This is a genomic window from Micromonospora sp. NPDC047620 (assembly GCF_043205005.1).
In the GTDB taxonomy this organism is placed as follows: domain Bacteria; phylum Actinomycetota; class Actinomycetes; order Mycobacteriales; family Micromonosporaceae; genus Micromonospora.
In genome coordinates this window covers 31,610-48,740 of record NZ_JBIDDG010000036.1, presented here as the reverse complement: position 1 = coordinate 48,740, position 17,131 = coordinate 31,610, and the positions used below count along the sequence as shown (strand labels likewise).

Genomic DNA, 17,131 nt, shown 5'->3' with positions numbered 1-17,131 from the left:
ATGACCGGGCGCCGGGCGCCGAGGCGTGCGCTCCGCGCCTCGGGCGGTCAGCCGGCGGCGGTGTCCTGCACGGCCTGGGCGAAGACCTCGGAGCGGTGCTCGAAGTTGCGGAACCGCCCGTAGCTGGGCGCGGCCGGGGAGAGCAGCACCACCCCGTCGGCCGGGGTCAGCCCGCGGGCCAGCCGGACCGCGTCCACGAGGTCGTCGACCACCTCGGCGCGCACCTTCGGCAGCCCGGCGAGCGCCTCGACGATCCGGGCGCCGCTGTCCGGGATGCCGATCACCGTGATCTCGCGCTCCGCGAGGTGCTCGCGCAGCGGCGTGTAGTCCAGCCCCCGGTCGGTGCCGCCGACGATGACCGTCAACGGCCGCCCCTCGTACGCGTCGATCGCGTGCATCGCCGCGTACGGGCTGGTGGCGAGGGTGTCGTCGACGAAGGTGAGGCCGGACGGGTCGACGATCTCGGTGAGCCGGTGGGCCAGCCCCTGGAACCCCGCCACCGCCACGGCCAGGGTGTCCTTGCGGGCCACCACGTCGACGCCGAGCGCGTCGAGCACCGCGAGGGCCACGCAGAGGTTGCCCTCATTGTGCCGGCCGACCAGCGGCAGCACCGCACGCGGGAACAGCGGCCGGTCGCCGAGGTGGAACCAGGGCGCGCCGTCGGGGCCGCCGGCCACGTGGGCGGTGTCGGGCAGGCCGGCGCGTACGGCCGCCCGGTCGCCCAACTCGAGGGCGAGTCGCGGGTCGGCGCCGTTGACCACCACGGTGCGCGGCCCGTGCGCGAGGAGGTTGAGCTTGTCCCGGTAGTACTCGGCCTCACCGCCGTGCGCGTCGAGATGCTCGGGGAAGAGGGCGGTGACCACCGCCACGCGCGGCGAGTCGGTCAGGTCGCTGCACTGGTAGCTGGAGAGCTCCAGCACGTACAGCTCCGCCTCCGGCAGGTCCAGCGTCGGCACGCCGATGTTCCCGCCGAAGACGTTCGGCCGGTCCACGGCGGCGAGCAGGTGGCTGATCAGGCTGGAGGTGGTGCTCTTGCCCTTGCTGCCGGTGACGCCGACCGTGCGCTCGGCGTGGTCGGCCATCCACAGGGCCGTGCCCTGGGTGACGGTCACACCACGCCGACGCAGCTCCACCAGCCACGGGTGGGTCTGCGGCACGCCGGGCGAGCGGACCACCACCTCGGCGGCGGCCAGCCGGGCGAAGCCGTCCTCGCCGGTGACCAGCGGCGCCGCCTCGGCCAGCGCCCCCTCCCAGGGCAGGCTGAGGAAGTTGGCGCTGTCGTCGACGGCGACCAGGTCAGCCGGGCCGTGCGCGGCGATCGCGGTCACGGCGGCCCGGCCCTCCCGGCCGGCGCCCCAGACGGCGACGGTACGTCCGCGCAGGTCAGACAGGCGCACGGGGCTCTCCTCAGGGGGTGTCGGCGGGTCGTGGCAGGGGCGGGGTCCGGCGCAGCCGGACACGGCCGGACGAACCAGGGCCTAGTATGGCGTGTGCCCAACGAGCAGCTCCGGCGGATGGACGCCTTCACCTTCCCGTCCTACTCGATCGATCTCTCCACCGGGGAGGTCCTGTTCGACTACGCCCTCACCGGCCCCGACGGCGAGCAGCGGTTCACCGAGGTGATCACCCTTCCGCTGCCCGACGCGCCGCCGTCGGACGAGACCGTGGCGGCCCTCGGCCGGGTCCTGGAGCTGCTGCACGTGGTCGCCGGGGTCAGCTACTACAAGGCCGCCGCGCCGCCCCGCGTGGTGCTGCCGGCGCCGCTGGGCGCGGCCGCCGCCGAGCTGGTCACCGCCATCTACACCAAGGGCCTCGCGGAGTACGCGTACCGCAACCAACTGCCGCACGTGCTGGAGCTGCGCCCGGAGGTGCCGGCCGGCACGGTCTCCCCGGCCCGGGTGTACGACGACTCCGACCGGCGTCCGCTCTCGGCGGTGGGCGGCGGCAAGGACTCGATCGTCAGCCTGGAGGCGCTGCGTCGGGCCGGGTTCGACCCGGTGCCGTTCTCGGTCAACCCCAACCACGTGATCGTCTCGGTGAACGAGGCGTCCGGGCTCACCCCGCTCGCCGCCCGGCGGCGCATCGACCCGGTGCTGTTCGAGCTGAACGCCGCCGGGGCGCTCAACGGCCACATCCCGGTCACCGCGATCAACTCGCTGATCGCGGTCGCCACCGCGGTGCTGCACGGGCTGGGCCCGGTGGTGATGTCCAACGAGCGGTCGGCGTCGGACCCGAACCTGGTCTGGAACGGCCACGAGATCAACCACCAGTGGTCCAAGGGCGTGGAGGCCGAAGGGTTGCTGCGGGCGGCGCTGGCGGAGCACGCCGGGCTGACCGAGCCGTACTTCTCGCTGCTGCGCTCGCTGTCGGAGCTGCACATCGCCCGGCTGTTCGCCGAGATCGACCGCTACGACGACGTGGTGACCAGCTGCAACGCCGCGTTCAAGCTGCGTGATGCCAGCGAGCGCTGGTGCCGCGACTGCCCGAAGTGCCGGTTCGTCTTCCTGGCCATGGCGCCGTTCATGTCGCGCGGGCGGATCACCCACATCTTCGGCGGCGACCTGCTCGCCGACCCCGCGCAGGTGCCCGGCTACCGGGAGCTGCTGGGCGTGGACGGGCACAAGCCGTTTGAGTGCGTCGGCGAGGTGGAGGAGTCGGTGGTGGCGTTGAGCCTGCTCGCCGAGCAGGACGAGTGGCGCGACGCCCCGGTCGTCCGCGCCCTCGTCGACGCGGTGCCGGCCACGGCCTGGTCTGCCGCCGCCAACTCCGACGTCTTCACCCCGGGCGGCCCGAACCACGTCCCCCCGCCGTACGCCAAGGCCCTCACCACCCTCACCTGACTCGGCCACCCCGCCCGGGCCACGCCCGCCCCGGGCCACGCCCGCCCCGCCAGGCCCGTTGATCATGAAGTTGTTGCCGCGACACGCCGAGGCGGAGCGCAACAACTTCATGATCAACGGCGTGGTCGGCGGTGACCGTCAGGGGGTTCGGATGGCGTCCAGGGCCAGCAGGGCGACGTGGAGGGAGAGACAGGCCTCGACCGAGTCGAGGTCGACGTCGAGCACGCGGCCGATCCGGGCCAGCCGCTCGTAGAACGCCGGCCGGGACAGGTGCGCCGCGGCGGCCGCCGCCGACTTGTTCCGGCCCTGCTCCAGATACGCCCGCAGGGTGCCGAGCAGGTGCTCGCGGGGGTGCTGCGCGTCGTACGTCAGCAGGGCGCCCAGTTCCCGCTCCACGAAGGTCTGCACCCGCGGCTCGTCGCGCAACAGGTGCAGCAGCCCGGCCAACCCGACGTGCGGCAACCGGAAGATCGGCAGGTCCCGCCGGTCCCGCCGGGCGGCGTCGGCGACCTGCCGGGCCTCGACCAGCGACCGGCGCGCCTCCCGCAGGCTGCCCACCCCGGAGCCGGCCGCGATCAGCACCGCGCCGCCCGACGGCGGCCGGGCCGCGCCGTTGCCTGGGACGTCCCGGGGCGGGCCGTCGAGGCGTCCGGAGGCGGCGACACCGACCCGGTCGGTCGGCGCGGCGGTGTCCGGGCGGCCCCGGCGCAGCGCGGCGGCGAACGCGGCCAGTGCCCGCTCCTCGACGGCCGGGTCGGGCAGGGCGAGCAGCACGCCGACGGCATGGTCGTCGACGGCGCTGGTCAGCCCGGTCAGCTTCGCCTCGTGCAGCGCCTGGCCGACGGCCTCGGCGAGGTCGCGCAGCCGCGCCGGACCCGACTCCGGGTCACCCGCGCCCGGGTCGCCCGGGTGTCCGGCTTCGCCGGCCGGGCCGCCCTCCCCCGCCGGGTCGTCGGCCCGGTGCCGGACCACCACGCCGACGAGGTGCCGCCGCTCCAGCACCACGCCGAGCGCCCGGGACCGCAGGGCCACCTCGTCCACCGGGCGGGAGTGGTCGAGCAGGGCGGTGAGCAGCGTCCGGTGGATCTGCCGTTCCAGTCCCTCGGCGTCGCGCCGGATCAGCCGGCCCAGCGCCAGCGTCGAGGCGGCGCGTTCGACCAGGATGGTCAGCCGGGTGGGCAGTCCGGCCGGCGGGGCACCGGCGACGCCCACCCCGCCCTCGGCCGCCGGGTCGAGCACCCGCCGGCCGGCGGCCAGGTCGCCACCGCCCGGCCACCGCAGCAGCAGCCGGCCCCAGTCGTGCCCCCGGGCGCCGACGGTGGTCACCAGCCAGCCGCTGTCCGCGTCGTACGCGGTCCGCCCCGCCGGCCGGATCCGGCGGGAGTGCTGCTCCCAGCCGTCCAGCAGCAGCTCGGCGCTCTCCCCCGCCGGGTCGTACGCGAGCACCTGCCGGGAGAGGTTCTCCAGCACCACGGGGCAGCCGGACAGTTCGGCGGCCTGCCGGACCACCTCGCCGGGGCCGGCGCCCTCCACCGACAGCTCGGTGAAGCGCTGGTGGATCTCCTCGGTCGCCCGCAGCTCGGTGAGCTGGGCGTCGACGATCAGCGCGTGCACCGCCTCGGTGATCCGCACGAACGGGGTGGCCCGCCGCAGCTCGACCAGCGGCAGCCCGCGCCGCTCGGCGACGGCCGCCATCACCCGGGGCACCCCGCTGACGTACCGGCGGCCCAGCTCGACGACCAGGCCGGAGACCCCCACGTCGGCCAGGTCGCCGACGAAGGCGCGCAGCCCGGCGTCGTCGGCGGGCAGCCCGATGCCGGTGGTGAGCACCAGCTCGCCGCCGCCGAGCAGGGTGGCGATGTCGGGCACCTCCGCCACGTGCACCCAGCGCACCGGACGGTCGAGGCCGGCGTCCCCGGCGACCAGGCGCGGAGCGCCGTGGCGGACGGGGTCCAGCGCGAGGACCTCACGGACGGTAGGGAACACGGGCGACACGCTACCGTCCGTGATCCTGATTCTCGACCACCTGCCGAACGCAAGGGCTCAGTCGACGCCGAGCTCCATCGCGGCGCGGTCGAGTGCCTCGTCGGCGGCGGAGGAGACGCCCCGGGAGGCGATGGCTTCCGCGCCGCCCTGCGGCATCGCACCGATCAGCCCGGTCGACGCCGCCTGCGCGGCGCCGACCATCCGCTGGGGGGTCGCGCCGCCGACCATGCCGAGGGTGGCGTACTGCTCCAGCTTCGCCCGCGAGTCGGCGATGTCCAGGTTGCGCATGGTGAGCTGGCCGATCCGGTCCGACGGGCCGAACGCCGAGTCCTCGGTACGCTCCATCGACAGCTTGTCGGGGTGGTAGCTGAACGCCGGGCCGGTGGTGTCCAGGATCGAGTAGTCCTCGCCCCGGCGCAGCCGCAACGTCACCTCGCCGGTGACCGCCGTGCCGACCCAGCGCTGCAACGACTCGCGCAGCATCAGCGCCTGCGGGTCCAGCCAGCGCCCCTCGTACATCAGCCGACCGAGGCGGCGGCCCTCATTGTGGTAGTTCGCCAGGGTGTCCTCGTTGTGGATGGCGTTGACCAGCCGTTCGTACGCGGCATGCAGCAGCGCCATGCCGGGCGCCTCGTAGATGCCCCGGCTCTTGGCCTCGATGATGCGGTTCTCGATCTGGTCCGACATGCCCAGGCCGTGCCGGCCGCCGATGGCGTTGGCCTCCAGCACCAGGTCGACGGGGCTGCCGAACTCCTTGCCGTTGATCGTCACCGGGCGACCCTGGTCGAAGCCGATCGTGACGTCCTCGGTCGGGATCTCCACCGACGGGTCCCAGAACCGGACTCCCATGATCGGGTTGACCGTCTCGATGCCGGTGTCGAGGTGCTCGAGGGTCTTCGCCTCGTGCGTGGCGCCCCAGATGTTGGCGTCGGTGGAGTATGCCTTCTCGGTGCTGTCCCGGTACGGCAGGCCGCGTTCGAGCAGCCACTCCGACATCTCCTTACGCCCACCCAGTTCGGTGACGAAGTCGGTGTCGAGCCACGGCTTGTAGATGCGCAGCTGCGGGTTGGCCAGCAGGCCATATCGGTAGAACCGCTCGATGTCGTTGCCCTTGAAGGTCGAGCCGTCGCCCCAGATCTGGACGTCGTCGGAGATCATCGCCCGCACCAGCAGGGTCCCGGTCACGGCCCGGCCCAGCGGGGTGGTGTTGAAGTACGCCCGCCCGCCCGAGCGGATGTGGAAAGCCCCGCAGGTCAACGCTGCCAGGCCCTCCTCGACCAGGGCGGCGCGGCAGTCGACCAGTCGGGCGACCTCGGCGCCGTAGCTGAGCGCGCGACCGGGCACCGAGGCGATGTCGGGCTCGTCGTACTGGCCGATGTCGGCGGTGTAGGCGCAGGGAACGGCGCCCTTGTCGCGCATCCACGCGACCGCGACCGAGGTGTCGAGGCCGCCGGAGAAGGCGATGCCGACACGTTCGCCGATGGGGAGGGAGGTGAGAACCTTGGACACGAGGATGATTATTCAGCATTGCGCATGACCATGCAAGCGGACGTGATCGGCGGTGCTGGTGGAGACCTCAGGTCGACCCTGGCTACCCGTCGCCGAACGGTGGATCGGCGCGACCCAGTTCCCAGAACGCCACCGCCGCGGCAGCGGCGACGTTCAACGAGTCCACCCCGCGCCGCATCGGGATGACCACCCGCACGTCGCTGGCGGACTGGGCCGCCACGGTGAGGCCGGGGCCCTCGGCTCCCAGCAGCAGCGCCGCCCGCTCGCGCTGCGCCGGAGTCAACCGCTGGATCGGCACGGCGTCCGGAGCCGGCGTCATGGCGAGCACGGTGAAGCCCGCCTCCCGCACCTGCTCCAAGCCTGCCGGCCAGCGCTCGATCCTGGCGTACGGCACCGCGAAGACCTCCCCCATGCTGACCCGCACGCTGCGCCGGTACAGGGGATCGGCGCAGGACGGCGACAGCAGCACCGCGTCGATGCCGAGCGCCGCGGCCCCCCTGAAGACCGCACCCAGATTGGTGTGGTTGTTGACGTCCTCCAGGACGACCACCCGGCGGGCGGCGGCGAGCACCTCGGCGGCGGCCGGCAGGGGCTTGCGCCGGAACGACGCCAGCACCCCCCGGTGCACGTGGAAGCCGGTGGCCCGTTGCAGCACGTCCGGAGTGGCCGCGTAGACGGGGGTGTCGCCGGTGTCCAGGTCGGCGAGCTGGCCGACCCGCTTGGCGTCCACCAGGTACGACCTGGCCGGGTAGCCGGCCCGCAGCGCCCGGCGCAGCACCAGCTCACCCTCGGCGATGAACAGGCCGTGGGGTGGCTCCCAGCGGGTGCGCAGCTCGACGTCGGTCAGCGCGCGGTAGTCGGCGATCCGCTCGTCGTCGGGGTCGGTGATCTGGTGGATGGGCACCCGCACGATTCTGCCGGACGCGCGGAAAGCGTCCCCGGACCCGTCCCACCCGGAACAGCCGGCGGAGCTTTGTCCGGAGAGGAAGGGGAATCGCGACCGGAGGCGGACCGACGGAGGGACCGGCAGGCCGGCGTCAGCCGGCCCGGTGGTACCGCAGCAGCACGGACCGGCCGTCGAAGGTCCGCGACTCCACGAGACGGAGGTTCAGCCGCTCGGTGACCGAGAAGACCGGCTTGCCGCCGCCGAGCACCACCGGGTGCACGAAGATCTGGTACTCGTCGATCAGGCCGAGTTCGGTCAGCGCGGCGGCGGCATCGGCACCGCCGTTGAGCAGCAGGTCGCCGCCCGGCTGCTCCTTGAGCGCGGTGACCTCCTTGCCGAGGTCGCCGCCGCCGACCACCTGGGCGCCGTGGTCGGCCTCGGTGAGCGTGCGCGAGACGACCACCTTCGGCGTCCGCCGCCAGATGGGCACGAAGGCGAGGTCGTGCGGGTGGTCGGAGATCGACTCCGCCTGCGGCCAGTAGGCGGCCATGAAATCCCAGACCTTGCGGCCGTAGAGGAAGGCGCCGGCTCGGTCGCACTGCTCCAGCGAGTACGCGGACAGCTCCGGGCCCATCTCCGGCCAGTCGAACTCGCCGTTCGGCCCCTCGATGAACCCGTCGAGCGACTGGTGCACCCCGTAGGCGATCTTCCGCACGATTGTTCCTCCTGGCGTCGGACGCCCGTCGTGGGCGTACTCGCCACGTGGTCGGAGCGGCGTCGCCGGATCCGACAGCTCTGGCCGAACTTCTTTAGGAATCTTGCCGGGTTGCCCGCCGCCGCTAACGTGCCGCTCGTGCGCCCGACGATCATCGCCCTGGTCGGCATCGACGGGGCCGGGAAGACCACCCAGGCGAAGGCGCTGGCCGGCCGGCTCCGCGCGGCGGGAGTGCCGGCCACCTACTTCGAGAACGCCGGCGGCCGGCCGCTGTGGAACCGGCTCGCTCGCGCCCTGGGCCGCCGGGACGGCCCGCACCTGTTCGGCCGCACCGGCTACGCGGCGCTGGAGGCGACCGTACGCTGGCTCGCGATCGCCCGGGCGGTGCTGGTGTCCCGGCTGACGGGCCGGACGGCGGTGATGGACCGGTGGTCCTGGTGCCAGTACGTGGTGATGCGGGTCCGCCGCGACCGGGGCGGGCGGCTGGTCCGCCTGGCGTACGGGATCTTCCCGCCGCCGAGCCTGGTCTGTTTCCTGGCGGTCTCGCCCGAGCGGGCGCAGCAGCGGGTGCTGGCCCGGGGCATCGACACCGAGGAACTGCCCTACCTGCGCGCGCTGGACGCCGGCTACCGGGAGCTGCCGGAGTTCGGCACCTTCGCCGTCGTCGACGCGGACGGCGGGCCGGCCGAGGTCCGCGCCGCCCTCGACCGGGCGGTGCGCACCGTCCTCGACCGGGCGGTGCGGGCGACCGTCGCCCGTTCCGACCGACCCCCCGTCGAGGCGGACTGACCCGCCCGGCGGGCGTCAGCCGCGGCCCTGGAGCCAGCGTCGCAGGTCGGAGAGGCGCTGCTCGTCGGAGGGCCGCCGCTCGTCGGAGGGCCGCCGCTCGTCGGTGCGCTGCCGTTCCTCGGCCGGGCGGCGCTCCACCGGGCGGCGCGGGTCGCCGACCAGCTCGCGGCTGGGGGCCGCGAAGCTCTTCTCCGGCTGCCCGTCGACGGCGGTGACGATGACCCGGGCGACCGCGTCGATCACCTTGGCCTGCACCGCGGCGCCCACCGAGTCGGTCGGGTCGTCCGGGTTGGCGGCGATGCCGGCGACCGCCACCTGCGGGGTGAAGCCGACGAACGTCTCCGTCGCGTTCCGCTCCGAGCTTCCGGTCTTGCCGGCGACCGGGCGGCCGTCGAGGATCCGGTTCACCGAGGTGGCCGTGCCGCCGTTGCACTGCCCGAACGCGGACTGCTGGCCCACCGGGCAGCGCGCCGCGTCGGTGGCGGCCCGGGCCACGTCGGCGTCGAGCACCCGGCGGCAGGACGGGTCGCCGACCGGCACCCGCTCGCCGTCGGGGGTGGTCACCGAGACCACCGGCAGCGGCGCGCAGTACGTCCCCTCCGCGGCCACGGTGGCGTACGCGTTGGCCAGGTCGAGCGGCGTGGTGGCGGCCACGCCGAGGGTGAACGAGCCCCAGTTGGCGGCGTCCTCCTCGGCGAAGGCGGCGTCGGCGTCGGCCCGGAAGGTGATGCCGAGGCGCTGCGCCATCTCCACCACCTTCTCCTGCCCGACCTGCTCGGCCAGCCAGACGAAGTACGTGTTCACCGAGCGGCCGAAGCCGTCCCACATCATCCGGTACCCGTCCATCCACTCGGGGTTGGCGTTGGCCGGGCACCACCGGCCCTCGCAGCTCCCCTCGCCCTCGGCCGCGTACCGGGTGGGCAGCCGGCTGGGCGCGTCGAAGCCGGTCGCGAGGGGCTTGCCGGCCTCCAGCGCGGCGAGCATGGTGAACAGCTTGAACGTCGAGCCGGCCTGGTATCCGTCGACGCTGTCGCCGCCGGAGATCAGGGGGTTGACGGTGTTCGGGCGGTTGGGCTGCCCGTCCGGGTTCGCGTCGAGGCTGTAGTGCCGGTTGACCGCCATGGCGAGGACCCGGCCGGTGCCCGGCTCGACGGCGGCGATGGGCAGGGCGCGCTTGTTGCCGTACCCGTAGACGCTGGTGGCCTGCTTCTGCGCGGTGGCCTGGACCTGCGGGTCCAGCGAGGTCACCACGGTGTAGCCGCCCCGGCGCAGCGCCTGCTCGCGCTCCTCGACGCTGTCGCCGAACGCCGGCTGGGCGAGCCACCACTGCCGCAGGTAGTCGCAGAAGAAGCCCCAGTCGTCGTGGCCCTCGGCGACGGCGGTGCAGCCGTTGGGCTGCGCGGTGGGCTTGAGCGCCAGCTTCTCGGCCTTGGTCCGCGCCGCCTGGTCGGCGGTGATCGCCCCGGTCTCGACCATCGCGTCCAGCACGTAGCCGCGGCGCTCCAGCGCGGCGTCCGCGTCGCCGTCGATCGGGCTGTACGCCTCCGGCGACTGCACCAGGCCGGCGAGCAGGGCCGCCTCGCCGAGGGTGAGGTCCGCAGGGGCCTTGGCGAAGTAGCGCTGGCTGGCCGCCGCGATGCCGTACGCCCCGGAGCCGAAGTACGCGATGTTCAGGTAGCGGTTGAGGATCTCGTCCTTGCTCAGGCGCTGCTCCAGCGCCGTGGCGTACCGGATCTCCTGGATCTTGCGCCCGACGGTCTGCTCGGTGGCCGCGGCGCGCTCCTCGGCCGTGCGGCCCGGGTCGGTCTTGAGCACGTTGCGGACGTACTGCATGGTCAGCGTCGAGCCGCCCTGCGCGGTGCCGCCGCCGGACACGTTCGCCACCAGTGCCCGGAGCAGGCCGCGCAGGTCGGCGCCGCTGTGGTCGTAGAACCGCCGGTCCTCGGCCGCGACGATCGCCTGCCGCATCACCGGGGCGATCTCGTCCAGCCCGACGTCGGTGCGGTTGACGTCGTAGAACGTGGTGATGAGCGTCTTGCCGTCGTTGGCGTAGAGGTAGGAGCGTTGTGGTGTGGCCGGGGTGCGCAGCGCCTCGGGCAGCGCGGCGTACGAACCCAGCGCCGCCTTGGCGCCCCACCCGAGCAGCAGGTTGCCCGGCAGCGCGGCGACCGCCAGGACGAGGCCGGCGAGCACGCCGGCGAGCAGCACGGTGAACAGCCGCGACAGCGGTGAGCGGGGTGGGGCCATGGTCCCCAGGATTGCCGTGAAAGCCGCCAACCGACCACCCCCGCGGCCCTCCTGTCAGCAACTTCACCGCCCGCTGCCAGCAACTTCCCATCCCAGCGGCCCCGGCGGCCCCTCGCCGCCCCACCCGTCCCGCCGGCCAGAGCCGCCCGGGGCCGGTCAGGGCGGCCGGCGAGGGGCTCAGCCGGTGGCCAGCGGGCCGTTCGGGCCCGGGCCGGTCGGCGCGGCGGTGGCGAGGCTGGCGCTGGCGGCGTCGCGCGCGATGTCCCGGGGCACCAGGCGCCCGGAGCGGTAGGCGATGCCGATGCCGGCGATCAGCACGAAGATCGCACCGAAGGTCTGCAACGAGCCGATCAACGCGCCGCCGAGGCCCAGCAGCGGGGCGGCGATCATCAGCATCGTGCCGTCGCCGATGCTGAACGCCCCGGAGCGGGCCACCGACCAGCCCGTCAGCAGCCAGCCCAGGGTGTAGCAGGTGGCGCCGACGAGCACGAGCCCGCGGGCGGTGGTGCCGAAGACCGGGGTCTGCTCCGCCAGGCCCGCGAAGGGCAGCATGAGCACCGTGCCGGCGATGGAGACCAGCAGGCCGGCGACGGCGACCCGACGGCTGCGCGTCGCGGCCAGCAGCCCGGCCAGCGCCAGCAGGGCGAGCAGCCCGAGCCAGACCGACGCCACCCAGCCCAACAGGTAGAGCGGTCGGCCGTCGGCCGGGTACGGGTCGTTGCCCACCCCGCCGTCGCTGGCCATCGCCACGACGCCGTAGAGCACGGCGTACGCGGGGAGCAGCCACACCGCGGCCCGGGCGAACCGGCGCAGCGACCAGGCCCAGCTGGCGTTGGTGGCCGGCCCGGCCGGCGTGGGCTCCCCGACGAACGGCAGCACCCCGAACCCCCCGCCGGTACGCCGGCTGCCGAGCGGCCCGGTGGGGTCGTGCGCGCCCGGGACCGGGGCCGAGGACCACACCCGCTTCGCCGGATCCTTCATGCGTCACCTCGCTCGTCCGCGAGCGGTGCGGGACGCGCCGGGGCGCCCCGATGCCTGGTCACCACCCGTCCTAGAACCGATGGTGGCAGGCACCGGAGCGCCCCATGAGCATTTCTCGCATTTCTCCGGGCTCGTCGGCCCGCGCCGCTCAGCCCCGTTCGCGCTGGTCGGCCGGGTCGTTCAGCAGGCTCTCCGGCGAGACCGGCTCCGGCGCCGGCAGCCCCTGCGGCTTACCGCCGGTCGCCTGCGCCTCGGCGACGCGTACCTCGTCGTGGATCTGCTGGGCGGCGGCCGCCGCGGCCTGCGCCGCCGCGGCCGCCTCGCGCTCCACCTCGCTCGCGCCGTCGGCCGCCTCCGGCGCCGGCTCGTCGCCGACCATCCGGCTCAGCCCGCCGAGCGCGCCACCCATCCCCTCGAGGGCCTTGGTCAGCTCGGCCGGGACGATCCAGACCTTGTTCGCGGTGCCGTTGGCGATCTGCGGCAGCGCCTGGAGGTACTGGTAGGCGAGCACCTTCTGGCTCGGGTTGGCCTGGTGGATCGCGTCGAACACCGTCCGGATCGCCTTCGCCTGACCCTCGGCCTGGAGGATCCGCGCCTGCCGGTCACCGTCGGCGCGCAGCACCGCGGCCTGCTTCTCGCCCTCTGCCGTGAGGATCTGCGACTGCTTGTGCCCCTCGGCGTTCAGGATCGCCGCCCGGCGGTCCCGCTCGGCGCGCATCTGCTTCTCCATCGAGTCCCGGATGCTCGGCGGCGGCTCGATGGCCTTGATCTCCACGCGGGTGACCTTGATGCCCCACCGGCCGGTGGTCTCGTCCAGCACGCCCGAGAGGTGCCGGTTGATCTCCTCGCGGCTGGTCAGCGCCCGCTCCAGGTCCAGCGAGCCGATGACGTTGCGCAGCGTCGTGACGGTGAGCTGCTCGATGGCCTGGAGGAAGTTCGAGATCTCGTACGTGGCGCGGACCGAGTCGACGACCTTGAAGTAGAGCACCGTGTCGATCGAGACCACCAGGTTGTCGGAGGTGATCACCGGCTGCGGCGGGAAGCTGACCACCTGCTCGCGCATGTCGACCTTGGTGCGGACCGCGTCGATGAACGGGACCAGGAGGTTCAGCCCCGGGTTCAGGGTGCGCTTGTACCGACCCAGCCGCTCGACCACGTCCTGGCGCTGCTGCGGCACGATCCGCACCGCCTTGGCCAAAGTGATCACCCCGATCAGCGCCACGGCCATCAACAGGACCGGGATCACGAGTTCCATGTACTCACCTTTTCGCTTCGGGTAGCTCGTCGGAGGGGGAAACGTCGTCCCGCCAGACCAGGGCGGTGGCACCCCGTATCTGGATCACCTGCACCCGCTCACCGGGGGCGAAGACCTGGCTGGCGTCGTAGGACCTGGCCTGCCACAGCTCTCCGTCGATCTTGACCATGCCCTGCCCGGCGTCGATCCGCTCCAGCACCAGCGCCGTGCTGCCCTCGATCGCCTCCACGCCGAACGGCTGCTCGCCGCTCTCCAGGGCGGAACGCCGGTGCCTGCGCAGCGTCGGGCGTACGCCCAGCACCGTCAGTGCGGACACCCCGGCGAAGACGATCGCCTGCACGCCCACCGGCGCGCCGAGCGCCGCGGCTCCGGCGGCGGCGAAGGCCCCGGCCGCGAACATGATCAGAAACAGCGTCGTCGTGAAGATCTCGGCGACCGCCAGCACCACACCCAGCACGATCCACAGCACGGCGTCCACCACACGATCGTGACACGGTAACGCACGCGCGGCCCACCCCTGAAGATCAGTAAGCTCGGCGGCACGCCAGCGGCCCGCCCACCGGGCCCCGGAGGAAGGAACGCCCGTGTCCCTGCTGCCCGACACCGCCCGCCACGTCGACACGCTCGTCGCCGAGGCGCAGTCCGCCGGCCGCACGCCGTCGCTGGTGATCGGCGTGGTACGTGACGGCGCGCTGGCGCACCTCGCCACCGCCGGCGAGCACCCGCGCCCGGACGGCGACCTGCAGTACCGGCTCGGATCGATCAGCAAGACCATGACCGCGACCCTGGTCATGCAGGAGCGCGACGCCGGCCGGCTGGCCCTGGACGACCCGCTGGAGCAGCATTTGCCCGGCACCGCCGTCGGCACGCTCACGCTGCGGCAACTGCTCGGCCACGCCAGCGGCCTGCAACGCGAGCCGGAGGGGCCGTGGTGGGAACGCGCCGAGGGCGTCGGCCTGGAGACCCTGGTGGCCGGGGTGACCGCCGAGAAGATCGCCTACCCCGCGCACCGGTCCTACCACTACTCCAACCTGGCGTACGGGCTGCTCGGCGGGGTGCTGGAGCGGATCACCGGCACGCCGTGGGCCGAGCTGCTCCGCCAGCGCGTCCTGGCGCCGCTCGGCATGCGCCGGACGACGTACGCGGCGACCGAGCCGTTCGCCCGCGGCTACGTGGTGCACCCGTGGCACGACACGCTGCGGGAGGAGCCGCGTACCGACACCGGGGCGATGGCCCCGGCCGGGCAGCTCTGGTCGACCGCCGAGGACCTGGCCCGGTGGGCGGCCTTCCTGGCCGACCCGGCGCCGGAGGTGCTGGCGGCGGAGACGCTGACCGAGATGTGCGCCCCCGTGGTGATCAGCGACCTCGACTCGTGGACCGGCGGGCACGGCCTGGGGCTGGAGCTCTACCGGCAGGGCGAGCGGGTGTACGTGGGGCACGGCGGCTCGATGCCCGGCTACGTGGCCGCCCTGACCGTGCACCGCCCGTCCCGCACGGCCGTGATCGGCTTCGCCAACTCGTACGGCTTCCGCACCGGCGGGATCGGCGGGCTCGCGCAGCAGATCCTCACCGCCGTGCTGGACGCCGAGCCGGCGCTGCCGCGGCCCTGGCGGCCGAACGCCGCCGCCCCGCCCGCCGGGACCGCCGAGCTCGCCGGCCGCTGGTGGTGGATGGGGGTGCCCGTCGACCTGACCTGGGACGCCGCCACGGGCGGCCTGATGGCGCACGTGCACGGGGAGCGGATGAGCTGTTTCGCCCCGGAGGGACCGGACCGTTGGCGGGGCCGCTCCGGCCCGGAGAACGGCGAGATCCTCTCCGTGCTGCGCGACGAGGCGGGGCGGGCGGTGGCGCTGGACATCGCCACCTTCGTCCTGACCCGCACCCCCGACCAGGAGCCCTGACCACGCCCGTTCGGACCCGCGGCAGTCCGCAGTCCGGACGCGAGGCAGGACGGACGTGCGAGGCCGTCACCCGACGGGCCGGGGGCCGCCGTGCCCGACGGAGGGATCGAGCCTGACCGCCCGGAGCCGGGCACGGCGGCCCCCGGCCCCGGCCGTGACCACGCTCAGGCGGGCTCGGTGACGAAGTCGATCAGGCGTTCCATCGCGTTGATCAGCGGGGTCTCCACGTCGGCGAAGCTGTCCACCCGGGACAGGATGTGCCGCCACATGTCTGCCGGCTCGGCGACCCCGAGCGCGGCGCAGACCCCCTCCTTCCACGGCTGCCCCGGCGGCACCACGGGCCACGCCCGGATGCCCAGCGCCGCCGGCTTGACCGCCTGCCACACGTCGACGTACGGGTGACCGGTGACCAACACGTGCGGGGAGGTCACCTTCGTCACGATCCGGCTCTCCTTGGAGCCGGGGACCAGGTGGTCGACCAGCACACCGAGGCGGCGACCCGGGCCGGGTGCGAACGCGCGCACCTCGGCGTCGAGGGCGTCGATGCCGTCCAGCGGCTCCACCACCACGCCCTCGATACGCAGGTCGTCGCCCCAGATCCGCTCGACCAAAGCCGCGTCGTGGATGCCCTCCACCCAGATCCGGCTGGCCTTGGCGACCTGGGCGCGGACCCCGTCCACGGCGATCGAGCCGGAGGCGGTGCGCCGGCGGGCCGCCGGGACGGGGGCGCGGGCCGGCCGGCGCAGCGTCACCGGCTGCCCGTCGAGCAGGAACGCCGCCGGCAGCAGCGGGAAGTTGCGCCGCCGGCCGTGCCGGTCCTCCAGCACCACCGCGCCAGCCTCGAAGCCGACCACCGCGCCGCAGAAGCCGGAGTCGGCGTCCTCGACCACGAGGTCCGGTTCGGCGTCCACCTCGGGGGTGACCTTCCGTCGCCGCCAGTCCCCCGCCAGCACGTCGTCCGCATACCGCCGCCCCATGGAGATCACGCTATCCGCCCGCCCCCACGCCCGCACCCGACACGCCGCGACGCCCCCGGCACGCCGACCATGCCGTCGTGGCGCCCGCACACGCCGCACGGTTCGGCGTTCCGCCCACACCATCGCATGATCGACAGGCGGGGGACGGGCGGAGCGGCAGTCGAGACAGGGGCGGCGATGACCACGTACCCTTTCGGCATGTCCACCCCCGCAGCGGGCGCGGCCACTCTCGCGCCGCGCCGGTCCAGCCGGTTCGTTGCCTGGGTGCGCGCGTGGCGCGCCGGGCTGGTGCCCTTCGACGAGGTCGCCGACGCCATCACCGGCGACGAGGAGCACCTGGTCGCGGACGCGCCCGGCACCTGGACCGACGTCCCGCTGCCGCAGGCGCTGCCCACCCTGGCGAAGCTCTCGCCGGACGAGATCCGCCTGGTGCTGCCCGCACCGGGCGATCCGCGCGGGCTGCCCGGCCCGGGCGACTTCGCCGGCGCGGCGCTGCTGGCCGGCGAGGCGGTCGTCGCGGGCGACCTCGGTCTGATCCCGCACGTGCGCACGCACACGTCCGGCTCCGGCGACACCTTCGAGACGGTGCTCTGGCGGGTCTACCCGCTGCCGGCCGACGCCCCGGCCGCGTCGCTCGCGCTGCCCGGCGCGGCCGAGGCCGAGGCGGAACTGGCGGCGGCCCTGCACCACACCACCGCCGCGCTGACCCGGCTGGACGTCGCCCAGTGGCGACCCGAGCTGGCCGGGGCACTGGAGGAGCTGCGCCGACCCAACGGCGCCACCGACCTGCCGCCCGGGTTCGACCCGCGGGCCCGGCGGCTCTTCGCCCGGGCCGCCGTGCTCGACCGGGTGCTCGCCCTGGCCGGGCACGCCGCGCCCGGCGGCGCCATCAACAACTACGAGGCCCAGCAGCGCGACGCCGCGCTGCGCCCGCTGACCACCGCCTGCCGGCAGGCCCTGGTGGCCGCCTGCAACGCCCCGCTGCGCCCCTGACGGCGGGCGGGCGTACCGCTGCGGGCGGGTGGCCGGCGTCGGGCGCGCCGGC

The 17,131-nt window shown here is 74.2% G+C and carries 14 protein-coding genes; 4 read left to right on the top strand and 10 right to left on the bottom strand.

Annotated features, from left to right (window positions below; all coding sequences use genetic code 11):
- Positions 1-47 precede the first annotated feature (47 nt).
- Complete coding sequence (gene murD, locus ACGF5C_RS30025) at positions 48-1,397, bottom strand: UDP-N-acetylmuramoyl-L-alanine--D-glutamate ligase (RefSeq protein WP_393307036.1); 1,350 nt, start codon at positions 1,395-1,397, stop codon at positions 48-50.
- A 93-nt stretch (positions 1,398-1,490) separates the two neighbouring features.
- On the opposite strand from murD, the gene ACGF5C_RS30020 reads away from it, so the two are divergent.
- Positions 1,491-2,840 carry a hypothetical protein gene (locus tag ACGF5C_RS30020; protein ID WP_393307034.1) on the top strand — a complete coding sequence of 450 codons (1,350 nt, stop codon included), beginning with the start codon at positions 1,491-1,493 and terminating at the stop codon, positions 2,838-2,840.
- A gap of 138 nt (positions 2,841-2,978) precedes the next feature.
- Here ACGF5C_RS30020 and ACGF5C_RS30015 read toward each other — a convergent pair whose 3' ends face one another.
- The 4 genes from ACGF5C_RS30015 to ACGF5C_RS30000 all read right to left on the bottom strand — a co-directional run bounded on the left by ACGF5C_RS30015 (position 2,979) and on the right by ACGF5C_RS30000 (position 7,936).
- A complete protein-coding gene (locus ACGF5C_RS30015; RefSeq protein WP_393307058.1) occupies positions 2,979-4,856 on the bottom strand; it encodes a PucR family transcriptional regulator in 1,878 nt (625 codons plus the stop codon).
- Between the two features lie 27 nt (positions 4,857-4,883).
- Complete coding sequence (gene argG / locus ACGF5C_RS30010) at positions 4,884-6,335, bottom strand: argininosuccinate synthase (RefSeq protein WP_357699264.1); 1,452 nt, start codon at positions 6,333-6,335, stop codon at positions 4,884-4,886.
- An 82-nt stretch (positions 6,336-6,417) separates the two neighbouring features.
- Positions 6,418-7,239 (bottom strand): TrmH family RNA methyltransferase, encoded by an 822-nt coding sequence (locus ACGF5C_RS30005; protein ID WP_393307032.1) that lies wholly within the window; start codon positions 7,237-7,239, stop codon positions 6,418-6,420.
- Positions 7,240-7,372: 133 nt separating this feature from the next.
- Positions 7,373-7,936, bottom strand: a complete 564-nt coding sequence (locus ACGF5C_RS30000; protein ID WP_393307030.1) for a dihydrofolate reductase family protein — start codon at positions 7,934-7,936, stop codon at positions 7,373-7,375.
- Between the two features lie 138 nt (positions 7,937-8,074).
- Here ACGF5C_RS30000 and ACGF5C_RS29995 point away from each other — a divergent pair, with 138 nt between their 5' ends.
- Positions 8,075-8,725, top strand: a complete 651-nt coding sequence (locus tag ACGF5C_RS29995; protein ID WP_393307028.1) for a dTMP kinase — start codon at positions 8,075-8,077, stop codon at positions 8,723-8,725.
- A gap of 15 nt (positions 8,726-8,740) precedes the next feature.
- On the opposite strand, the gene ACGF5C_RS29990 is transcribed toward ACGF5C_RS29995, so the two are convergent.
- From ACGF5C_RS29990 to ACGF5C_RS29975, 4 genes are all read right to left on the bottom strand, one after another.
- On the bottom strand, positions 8,741-10,972 hold the full coding sequence (locus ACGF5C_RS29990; protein ID WP_393307026.1) for a transglycosylase domain-containing protein: 2,232 nt from the start codon (positions 10,970-10,972) through the stop codon (positions 8,741-8,743).
- A 177-nt stretch (positions 10,973-11,149) separates the two neighbouring features.
- A complete protein-coding gene (locus ACGF5C_RS29985; protein ID WP_393307024.1) occupies positions 11,150-11,953 on the bottom strand; it encodes a hypothetical protein in 804 nt (267 codons plus the stop codon).
- A gap of 148 nt (positions 11,954-12,101) precedes the next feature.
- Entirely contained in the window at positions 12,102-13,208 is a 1,107-nt protein-coding gene (locus tag ACGF5C_RS29980) for an SPFH domain-containing protein (protein WP_393307022.1), read from the bottom strand.
- Positions 13,209-13,212: 4 nt separating this feature from the next.
- Positions 13,213-13,686: an NfeD family protein gene (locus ACGF5C_RS29975; protein ID WP_393307020.1), complete on the bottom strand. Its 474-nt coding sequence runs from the start codon at positions 13,684-13,686 to the stop codon at positions 13,213-13,215.
- A 106-nt stretch (positions 13,687-13,792) separates the two neighbouring features.
- Here ACGF5C_RS29975 and ACGF5C_RS29970 point away from each other — a divergent pair, with 106 nt between their 5' ends.
- Positions 13,793-15,109: a serine hydrolase domain-containing protein gene (locus tag ACGF5C_RS29970; protein ID WP_393307018.1), complete on the top strand. Its 1,317-nt coding sequence runs from the start codon at positions 13,793-13,795 to the stop codon at positions 15,107-15,109.
- A 164-nt stretch (positions 15,110-15,273) separates the two neighbouring features.
- Here the strand turns inward: ACGF5C_RS29970 and ACGF5C_RS29965 are convergent, their stop codons facing one another.
- A complete protein-coding gene (locus ACGF5C_RS29965) occupies positions 15,274-16,086 on the bottom strand; it encodes a DUF3097 domain-containing protein (protein WP_393307016.1) in 813 nt (270 codons plus the stop codon).
- A gap of 198 nt (positions 16,087-16,284) precedes the next feature.
- Between ACGF5C_RS29965 and ACGF5C_RS29960 the strand changes: the two genes are divergently transcribed.
- Positions 16,285-17,079, top strand: coding sequence for a hypothetical protein (locus ACGF5C_RS29960; RefSeq protein WP_393307014.1), 795 nt, complete (start codon positions 16,285-16,287; stop codon positions 17,077-17,079).
- Positions 17,080-17,131 lie beyond the last annotated feature (52 nt).